Source organism: Pseudonocardia nigra (assembly GCF_019396355.1).
Taxonomy (GTDB): domain Bacteria; phylum Actinomycetota; class Actinomycetes; order Mycobacteriales; family Pseudonocardiaceae; genus Pseudonocardia; species Pseudonocardia nigra.
This window is the reverse complement of the sequence record NZ_JAHKRK010000276.1, coordinates 1-8,416: the sequence shown is the minus strand read 5'-3', so window position 1 is coordinate 8,416 and position 8,416 is coordinate 1. Positions and strand designations below refer to the sequence as shown.

The 8,416-nt window shown below is 69.7% G+C and carries 9 protein-coding genes and 2 tRNA genes; 3 read left to right on the top strand and 8 right to left on the bottom strand.

From position 1 onward, the window contains the following. Window positions 1–281: 281 nt before the first annotated feature. Both KME75_RS37420 and KME75_RS37415 read right to left on the bottom strand, forming a co-directional pair. The gene (locus KME75_RS37420) at window positions 282–503 is read right to left on the bottom strand and encodes a hypothetical protein (protein WP_219419675.1); all 222 of its coding nucleotides are present in this window, start codon (window positions 501–503) and stop codon (window positions 282–284) included. 3 nt (window positions 504–506) lie between these two features. After that, window positions 507–746, bottom strand: a complete 240-nt coding sequence (locus KME75_RS37415) for a helix-turn-helix domain-containing protein (protein ID WP_219419677.1) — start codon at window positions 744–746, stop codon at window positions 507–509. A 205-nt stretch (window positions 747–951) separates the two neighbouring features. Here KME75_RS37415 and KME75_RS37410 point away from each other — a divergent pair, with 205 nt between their 5' ends. After that, entirely contained in the window at window positions 952–2,094 is a 1,143-nt protein-coding gene (locus KME75_RS37410; protein ID WP_246633597.1) for an NsdA family TPR-like regulatory protein, read from the top strand. On the opposite strand, the gene KME75_RS37405 is transcribed toward KME75_RS37410, so the two are convergent. The 3 genes from KME75_RS37405 to cutA all read right to left on the bottom strand — a co-directional run bounded on the left by KME75_RS37405 (window position 2,080) and on the right by cutA (window position 3,516). Beyond that, on the bottom strand, window positions 2,080–2,652 hold the full coding sequence (locus KME75_RS37405; RefSeq protein ID WP_219419674.1) for an NUDIX hydrolase: 573 nt from the start codon (window positions 2,650–2,652) through the stop codon (window positions 2,080–2,082). The two genes, KME75_RS37410 and KME75_RS37405, sit on opposite strands and share 15 nt — an antisense overlap. A 42-nt stretch (window positions 2,653–2,694) precedes the next feature. Continuing rightward, the gene (locus tag KME75_RS46395; protein WP_219419673.1) at window positions 2,695–3,144 is read right to left on the bottom strand and encodes a GntR family transcriptional regulator; all 450 of its coding nucleotides are present in this window, start codon (window positions 3,142–3,144) and stop codon (window positions 2,695–2,697) included. Window positions 3,145–3,291: 147 nt separating this feature from the next. Beyond that, window positions 3,292–3,516: a divalent cation tolerance protein CutA gene (gene cutA / locus KME75_RS44365; RefSeq protein WP_308283429.1), complete on the bottom strand. Its 225-nt coding sequence runs from the start codon at window positions 3,514–3,516 to the stop codon at window positions 3,292–3,294. Between the two features lie 410 nt (window positions 3,517–3,926). On the opposite strand from cutA, the gene KME75_RS37390 reads away from it, so the two are divergent. Beyond that, window positions 3,927–4,340, top strand: a complete 414-nt coding sequence (locus KME75_RS37390; protein ID WP_219419672.1) for a hypothetical protein — start codon at window positions 3,927–3,929, stop codon at window positions 4,338–4,340. Window positions 4,341–5,360: 1,020 nt separating this feature from the next. On the opposite strand, the gene KME75_RS37385 is transcribed toward KME75_RS37390, so the two are convergent. From KME75_RS37385 to KME75_RS37375, 3 genes are all read right to left on the bottom strand, one after another. Continuing rightward, window positions 5,361–5,681 carry a GNAT family N-acetyltransferase gene (locus tag KME75_RS37385; RefSeq protein WP_219419671.1) on the bottom strand — a complete coding sequence of 107 codons (321 nt, stop codon included), beginning with the start codon at window positions 5,679–5,681 and terminating at the stop codon, window positions 5,361–5,363. A gap of 360 nt (window positions 5,682–6,041) precedes the next feature. Then, entirely contained in the window at window positions 6,042–7,838 is a 1,797-nt protein-coding gene (locus tag KME75_RS37380) for a tyrosine-type recombinase/integrase (RefSeq protein ID WP_219419670.1), read from the bottom strand. Window positions 7,839–7,927: 89 nt separating this feature from the next. Next, window positions 7,928–8,001: transfer RNA gene (locus KME75_RS37375), tRNA-Gly, on the bottom strand. Between the two features lie 209 nt (window positions 8,002–8,210). Here KME75_RS37375 and KME75_RS37370 point away from each other — a divergent pair. Continuing rightward, window positions 8,211–8,284: transfer RNA gene (locus KME75_RS37370), tRNA-Pro, on the top strand. Window positions 8,285–8,416: the final 132 nt, after the last annotated feature.

Here is an 8,416-nt window from a genome sequence, read left to right as displayed (position 1 = left end):
GCCCCGTCACCGTCCACGCCGGCGAGCTCGTCCCCGTGCTCACGACGCGGCCCCACCGCGGAAGCACCAACCCAGCCACAACCCGATCGAGATCATCAGCCATGCCCGCACAGCTACCGACCAACACGCCCGATCCGGCGGCGACACACCACGGTCCTCGTGGCAAGGCCGGTCAACGTGCTCCGGGTCGACCGAGCGGCACGCTGCCCGGTGCCGGAAGTCCTCCGACCGCACATGCCCCGCCACCGGCTCTCGCCGGGTCGACCGGATCATCGGCGCGCTCATCCCACGGCCTCCGCCCCGTCGGTCAGCGGCTCCGACGCCTGCGACACCGAGGACACGAACTCCGAGAGCAATCCCGGCAGACCCGCCCCTGCCGGCGTGGAGATGAACAGCCCCAGCGCCAGCAGCGAGAACGCCACTGCCCCGCCAGCGCTCCGCGCCTTCGCACAGATCACCGCTCCGATGACAGCGAAGAAGATCAGCACTCCGATCGTTCCCATGACTCACACCACCCATCCCGCGGCGTCGACGACGGTCTGTTCGGCGGTCGCGACGTCGGCCATCGCGTCCACCGCCTTGGCGGGGACGATCAGCCGCCCCCGGATGCGCACAGCAGGGAACTGCCGCTCCGCGATGGCGCGGTAGACGGTCATCGGCGACATGCCGAGCATCTCGGCGACCTGCGCGACGCTGTAGAACTTCGGCGTCGTCCCCGACTCTGTGGAACTGCGCTGGCTTGGCATCACGGCAACTCCTGTACATGTACGGTGCGTGTACTGAACATCCTAGGTACGAGTGATGCCTGAGTCAATCGGCGCCGTCTCGCGTAGGACCGAGATTGCGGCCGTGAGCAGGGGCGGCGGCAGATGACGCGGGATGACGTGAGGTGATGCGGCTGAGCGCATCGGGTTGATTCCTGCTGCTCAGGGCGGCATCGTGGAGTCGGCGATGCGGGAGGGGGACGCCGTGGCGAACCGGCTCGGGCAGGAGCGGGCGAACCGCAACTGGAAGAAGTCCCGCCTGATCCACGAGCTCCGAGCGGCCGCTCGTCGGCGCGGCAAGTCGCTGGTGAGCGATGCCAGCGTCGCCCGGCGGATCGCAGCCTGGGAGAACGACGGTGCGACGGTCGGCGACTTCTACCGGGATCTGCTGTGCGAGGTCTACGGGCGTTCAGCCGCGGACCTTGGACTCGTCGAGCTGCCAGCGCCCGAACCGACGCCCATCCTTCAGGAACTGGTCGAGCGGGAGCTGAAGCTGTCGCGCCTCGACGTTGGCCTCGTCGAACTCCTACGGGCGCACACGCAGAGCATCCGCATGCTGGACCGGCGGCTCGGCGGCGCCACGATCTACCAGCAGAGCGCGGCCCACGTCGAGCAGATCGAGCGGATCGTCAGGTACGCGCTCCCGGGGAAGGACCGAGAGGCGGCGGCCGACGAGCTCGGCCAGGCAGCTGCGCTCGCCGGCTGGCAGGCCCTCGACATGGGGCGGCTGGACGACGCGTGGCGGCTCCACGAGGTGGCGACGGCAGCCGGTCGCGAGAGCAGCCACCCGGCCGCATTGGCCTACGCCCGAGCGCAGCAGGCATACGTGCTGCTCGACGCGGGCCGCGCGGCGGATGCCCACACCGTGATCCACCATGCCCGCCGGGAAGCGGGAACGAAGGTGCCGACAGTGCTGCGGGCATGGCTGCACGCAGCGGAGGGCGAGGCCCTGGCGGCTGTCGGACGCCGGGACGGGGCGCTGCACGCCCTGGATGCAGCCGCGGCCGAACTCGACGCCGGAAGCAGTGACGACGACTCGCTGCCCTACGTCATGCTCGGCGCCGGCCACCTGGCGCGCTGGCGCGGGCACTGCCTTGCCCGACTCGGCGAGGAGAAGGCGGTCGAGGATCTGACGTCAGCGCTGAACGTCATGGGTGAGGGCGAGTACGGCCGCGCCGAGGCCGCTTTGCGCGTGGATCTCGCGATCGCGTTCCGGGCACGCGGGGACGTCAGCGAATCCCGCCACCACGCTCGACGAGCTGCCGACGTAGCCGGCCGCACCGGCTCGGTACGGCAGCGACGTCGGATCGCCGACCTACTGAGCGCCTGAACGGCGACGGCCGCCGAACGCGAGCACGTGCAGGAGCCCGACGAGAGCGCCGGAGTTCGTGATCCTGCCCTTCTCGATCAGCTCGGGGAGATCAGCAACCGGCACCCACTCGAACGCACCCTCGTTCGCCTCCGTCGGGTCGTCGACCCGCTCCGCCCCTCGGGCGAGGAAGACGTGGTGCGGGCTACGAACGGTGCCGACCATCGGCTCGAACGTCACGAGGTGTTCTACCGACCGGGGGCGGTACCCCGTCTCCTCCTCAACCTCTCGCGCCGCGGTCTCCGCGGGCGCCTCGCCAGCATCGAGCAGACCGCCCGGAAGTTCCCAGTTCCACACATCCGGAACGAACCGGTGCCGCCACGTCAGCAGGACGTGCTCCCCATCGTCGTCCAGAACGACCGTCATCGCGGCCGCGGGGAGCGTCACCGTGTGGTGCTCGAACCGCTCTCCGGAGGGGACCGTGATGTCCGCGAGTCCGACGCTCACCCACTCGTTCTCGTAGATCGATCGCTCGCCGTGCACGATCCACCGGCCAGCGTCGTCCTGGGGGCGCGTCATGGAGTCGACGGTAACGGCCCACGGCCCCGACGGAACCGCCCGTCAGCGTGGAGCAGGGAACGCTCCAGCCCCGTGCCGGACCACCACCGCCCCACCCTCGACGAGCTGTCGGTAGGCGCGCCGCACGGTGTTGCGCGAGACCTCGTACTGGGCGACCAACTCGGCCTCGCTGGGCAGAGGCACCTCCGGCGAGAACTCCCCGGCATTGATCCGGTCCAGAAGATCCGCAGCGATCCTCGCGTAAGCCGTCGTCGGGCCAGCGCCGTCCGGACACGGCTCGCCGACCACGCGGCGCCCCTGGCCGGGCACCACCTCGATCAGCCCTTCCGCCACCAGCAGGGCAAGCGCCGACCGCACAGTGCCGCGGGAGACCTGGTACTGCTCGACGAGTGTCAGCTCGGAAGGCACCAGAGTCCCGGGCAACAGGTCACCAGCCGCGACCTGGCGTCGCAGGTCGTCGGCGATCTTCCGGTAGGTGCCTCGCGGCGCCACGCAGGTCGTCTCCTGAGTCGGCGATAGGTTCGGGCAAGGCTACGACAAGCCGTCCCCGAAGTGGATCGCGTCATCCCCCACGGTCGGGGCGGCGACGCCAGTGCACTACTCGGTTCTAGCGACTCCGGGCTTACCGAGCACGGAGACCTACCCGTCGTTCGCGATCTTCTCGGCGGTCACGCGCTCCACCCACTCGACGTACGCCGCTGCCGCCCGCGCCAGTGGCACGGCGGTCACCTCGGGGTTCTTCCAGTCGTGGTGCTCGACGAGGTGCGCCTCCAGCTCGGCGTAGCGCGCGGCGGTCGTCTTGAAGGACACCACCCACTCCTCGCCCTGCCCGAACTCGCCGTTGTGCCAGAACGCCGAGGCCACAGGCCCGGAAACCTCTGACCGCCTGCGGCAAGCCCAGCTGCGATCGCCGACTCGGCGAGCCGAAGGCCTGCCTCGCGTGTTGGCGCGGCTGTCGAGACGGTCAGCACCTCAGTCACCGAGGCGAGAGCGGTATGCACGTTCAGACTTTCGATTTTGGTCAAGGCGGCGCCTCCGGCGCCGCGCGGCGCTGTGTCCGAGGCAGCCGCAAGCGCTCGCGCGGGGCGTGCGGCCTCCGGCCGGTCCCCGCGCGGCGCGCGGCTGCCGATACGCCGCATGGAGGATCGACGCGCCATGGGCGGAGCCGTCGCCGACCGTTCACCGCTACTACACGACACGTCGTCCGCGGCGATGGAAGCGATGGGAGCGTTGGGATCTCTGTGCTCTACGCTTCAGGCAGGAGGTGATGCAGCATGGCGTTCGAGGTCTTCGACAAGCGGCTGACGCCGCTCAGCAAGGCTCCGATCGTGACGATCCAGAAGCGTGGGGTCATGTCGTTGAACCGGGCGGCGCACGCGCTCATCGGCGACGCTGAGACGGTCGAGCTGCTGTACGACCGCGATGAACGGATCGTTGGGATCCGCCCCGTCGCGGATGACGTGCCCCATGGCTACCCCGTCCGACCTCAGTCGGCGACCAAGTCGACGGGCCCGTTGCTCATCGCCGGTACTGCATTCGTTCAGTACTACGGCATCGATACGACTACCTCCAGGCGATGGACCCCGACCCTGCGCGACGGCGTCCTGTGCATCGACATGAAGGAGCCCGGGACCCCCATCGTGGGGAACCGCGCTAGGAGGGGCGACAGGGAGGTGGACGCTGAGTAGTCGGGTACGGCGTGTCGTGGTGGGTCATCCGCACGAGAGCGCGCCGTAACCTAACAGCCGCTGGCCGGTGACGCGTGGACTCTCCGTTCGGGCGCTTCGCCCCATCAACCGGGATGGGACGAGGCGCCTAGCGGAGAGGAGATGCGGAAGTGGCAAACACTGGCCAGCGTGCGGACAGCGCGCCCGATGGTGGAGGCGGCGACTGGTCCCCGGCAACGGTGGTCCAGCTCGCAGCCGTCATCACGGAGTTGATGTCCGCCACAGAGGCCAGTACCCCGAGCTCGCAACTCGGGGCCCTGGTCCTCTGCGTTGGTCTAGCGGCGATCCTTGGTCGGGAGAGCTACCGCTAGGCCGGCGACGCGGCCCGGTGTCTGACCCTCAAGTCAGGCGCCGGGTCGTGCTCTGTCGCGCCCTGACTGTACCTCTAACGGATACGCGCGCAAGCGTGACACACCTTAAAGATGGGCGAGCCCCTACAAGGGTGGACCGCCAAACAGCCTGGTCAGGGCGGGTAACAGCGGGGATGACTTTACGGTACGTAACCCTCGAACCCTCCTGGCGAGAGCCCATCCCGTGTATAGATGGATCACCGCGAGTGCGATACAAGGCATGCCCTCGCCGGGCGGGCAGATCTCCGGGATGGGGGGCGTGCCATCCCGTCGACCTCCCGGAGGGCTACCACACGGCCGCCCGCGGGCAGAGCTTGGCAAGATCGGGTGCGGTCCCGTCGAGGGCTGCCCGCGGGCGCCCGCGCGGTCGGGCTGCGCCAGGTCGACGGGATGGCACTGGCAGGCAGGGCCGGCGGCGGCTGGCGCCGGGCACGTGACCAGATCTGTGACCAGAACGGGCCGACAAAGCGCCAGCACCAGGTGCTCCGGGGGAGACGGCGCCGACGAGCTGCCGAGGTCGCGGGCCTGTTCGGGGCACTGATGAGACGCCCCGGGACGTCCTCCGCCTCAGTCATAACCCAGAGATCACTCGAGCCGTGTCGACGGCGAGATGCAGCATGATTCAGTCAGCTCAAGGCAAGTGGCGGACCATGGCGACGCCGAGCGGTCCGCGGCCCTTCCCCGCGACGACGAAGCCGGATCGGCTGTAGAGCCGGGCAGCGGGATTGTGGATGTGGACGCTGAGGGCCAGCTGGTCGTAGCCATGCTGGGCAGCGCGGGCGGTGAGCGCGTCGAGCAGGGACCGACCGACACCGCGGCCGCGGCCGGCTGGCATCACCGCGACGACGAGCTCGGGGACCGGCGCGCCGTCGGGTGTCACAAGCAGCAGGGGTTCGCGGAAGTGCCACCAGGCCGCACCGACCGGATGATCATCGTGGTCGAGCGCCAGCACACTCGTAGCCGGTGAGGGGGGAAGACCCTGCGCCAGCACGGGATCGTCGACCGGCGGCAGCGGGCGGCCCTCGACCGCCGAGGCGAGTCTGGCCATCTCGACGATGAACGCCGCGTCAGATGGTTCGCCCGCTCGGACCGGCACGTCGAAGATCGTACGACACGCCTCAGGGCTCGCCGACGCGATTGGGCGGAGCAAATTTGGAGCGGACCGCCTGCACGCTTCTGTCACGCCACGACATCCACGAGTAGGAACCCGCAGGTCGATCGGTACGCGCCAGCACCAGGCGTCAGCAGTTGAGCGCCTGCTTCCGCCTTCACACCGAAGCGCTCGCCGTGCACGATCCCACCCCACCGCCCATCACCCAGGCTGCCGAGCGACGACCAGCGTCATGAGTGGCTCGGCCCCGCCAGCGCGCTCCACGTCCATCTCGTACTCAGCAACACGTTCAGGGCTGCCGCCAGATCTGGCGATAGCGTCGGTGAGCAGCTGCTCCAGTGCCTCGCCATCCGACAGGTCGGTCACGGCAGAGAACCGAGTGACGCGGGTGCCGCGATGCCGGAGGGTGAACGTCAGCAACGTTCGTGCATCGCCCGGCACCGGCGGGGCACATGACGGGGACCGGACCTCGGAAGCGACCTCCGGCAGCTCCGACGCGACGACCCGCAGCGTGTTGCGGTCCCGTCGTTCGAGCAGCCCCCACTCCTGCGCGAGGACCAGCGCACGCTTGGCCGTTGCCAGCGAGACGTCATGCTCGACGGCCAGGGCGGCGGCGGTCGGCACGTCGTCCTCCGGTGTGAGCGCGCCCTCCTCGATCCTCCGCCCGAGATCGGCTGCGATCACCTCGTACGGGTATCGCGGCATGGCGCGGCGCTGGGCGTCGGCGTCGAGCGCGGCGGGCCGGTGCGGCATGGTCGCCCCGATGCCTCGGGCCGCCCGCTGGTCGGCCTCGGACACCCACGCCGTGTAGGTCTTGAGCGTCGTGGTGCCGCCGCCGCCGTGTCCGAGCCGGCCGGCCACGGTCCGCGGGTCGACCCCGGCCGTGATCAGCTCGGTAGCGGAGTAGTGCCGGAGCTTGTGGATCGTGGTCTCGATCCCCAGCCGGGACGTCATCCGGTCGTAGCGCTGGGTCACGCTGTCCGGGGTGAGGAACGTCGAGCCGTCGGGCAAGCCGGAGAACAGGAACGCCTCGGGTGAGAGCGCGAATCCGAGCGCAGTCGCACGGGCCGAGCACCGTGCAATGTGCTCACGTAGGACGGCGACGGTCTCGGCGTCGAGCGCAATCCGTCGCTGCTGGTGGGTCTTCAGGTCGCCCTCGACCCACCCGGCGACCGGATCCCGGCGGATCGCCTTCCGGAGCCACACGGTCTCCCGCCCCTCGGCGAGATCAACCGACGAGAGCCGGATGGCGCACAGCTCGCCGCGGCGGACACCCGTGGTCATCGCCGTCCAGACGAGCGTGCCCCAGTCGGGATCGCGCCACGACTCGGTGACGATCCGGGCCGCCTGCTCGGCCGTCGGCGGCTGGGGGTTCGGCTTCGGCGCCGGCGGGGGCTCGGCGAGCGCGGTCGGATTCACGCTCACCCACCGCCAGCGGACCGCACGCTTGTAGGCACCGGACAGGATGAAGTGAATGTGCCGGATCGTGGTCGCGGCGAGCGGCCGGCACTGGTGTGGACGGCAGCGGTCGTTGCACTCGTGCGGACCGTCGACCCGGTGCTCGATCGCACGCCGTCCCGTGCAGCGGGTCCGGCACCGCCGCAGCTCGCCGTAGAACGAGTCGAGCGTCTCGGCGTCGAGCTGGACCACCTTCAGATGTCCGAGGCACGGCGAGATGTGGTTGCGGACGTGAGTGCGGTACAGATCCAGCGTGTTCGCACCGCCGGCGAACTGCTCGAGGTAGCGCTGCAGGAGCTGGTCGACGGTCGCGGTCGTCCGCGGGTTCCGCTTCTCCTCGATCTCCCGGAGAAACCGGGCGAGGATCGCCTCCGCCTGCCGGCGGGCGTTCGGACCAGGCGGGACGATCTCCACGAGGTCGTGGCGCTTCCTCGTGACCGGATCTACTCCGGCGTACGCGCGCACCCGCAGCGACCCGCTACGGAGCGTGCCGATCGTGCCCTTCGCACGTGCCTTGCCGGTGCCAGGTCGACCCGCCATGACGGGCAGGATACCGGCTTTCGCGGCACATCCCGTGGCACGCGACGCAGTCGAACGATCTTGCGGTTTAAAAAACCCCTGGTCAAGCGTGGAGCGGGCGACGGGAATCGAACCCGCGTAGCCAGTTTGGAAGACTGGGGCTCTACCATTGAGCTACGCCCGCGCGCCCCCGGTACCTCCGGAGACGCGCCCAGCCTAGCGGACGCTCGCCACAGCCCGCCCACCCGTTCCGCAGCGGCGCCGCAGACGAGTGGCACGGGCCCTGCCGGGCGAACACCGCGTGCGACCTGCCGTACTGGCGCGTTCCGCGGAACGCGACATTCGGCAATCCGGCTGACCTCCGCCCACCCCGACCGCTTAGACTGCGCCCGACGGGGTGTGGCGCAGCTTGGTAGCGCACTCGCTTTGGGAGCGAGGGGCCGTGGGTTCAAATCCCGCCACCCCGACCGTGTGATGTCTCAGGACATCAGCGACAGCCGAACCTACGGTTTCGTGGGTTCGGCTGTTGTCGTTTCGCGGTGTCGGGAGCGTCGGGGCTGGTAGTCGCGGGTGGAGTCGATGTTCAGTTCGCGGAGGAG

Excerpts from the sequence above, each read along its gene's own strand:
- KME75_RS37420 (WP_219419675.1), bottom strand. The coding sequence starts at position 503 with ATGGGAACGATCGGAGTGCTGATCTTCTTCGCTGTCATCGGAGCGGTG.
- KME75_RS37415 (WP_219419677.1), bottom strand. The coding sequence starts at position 746 with ATGCCAAGCCAGCGCAGTTCCACAGAGTCGGGGACGACGCCGAAGTTC.
- KME75_RS37410 (WP_246633597.1), top strand. The coding sequence starts at position 952 with ATGCGGGAGGGGGACGCCGTGGCGAACCGGCTCGGGCAGGAGCGGGCG.
- KME75_RS37405 (WP_219419674.1), bottom strand. The coding sequence starts at position 2,652 with ATGACGCGCCCCCAGGACGACGCTGGCCGGTGGATCGTGCACGGCGAG.
- KME75_RS37390 (WP_219419672.1), top strand. The coding sequence starts at position 3,927 with ATGGCGTTCGAGGTCTTCGACAAGCGGCTGACGCCGCTCAGCAAGGCT.
- KME75_RS37380 (WP_219419670.1), bottom strand. The coding sequence starts at position 7,838 with ATGGCGGGTCGACCTGGCACCGGCAAGGCACGTGCGAAGGGCACGATC.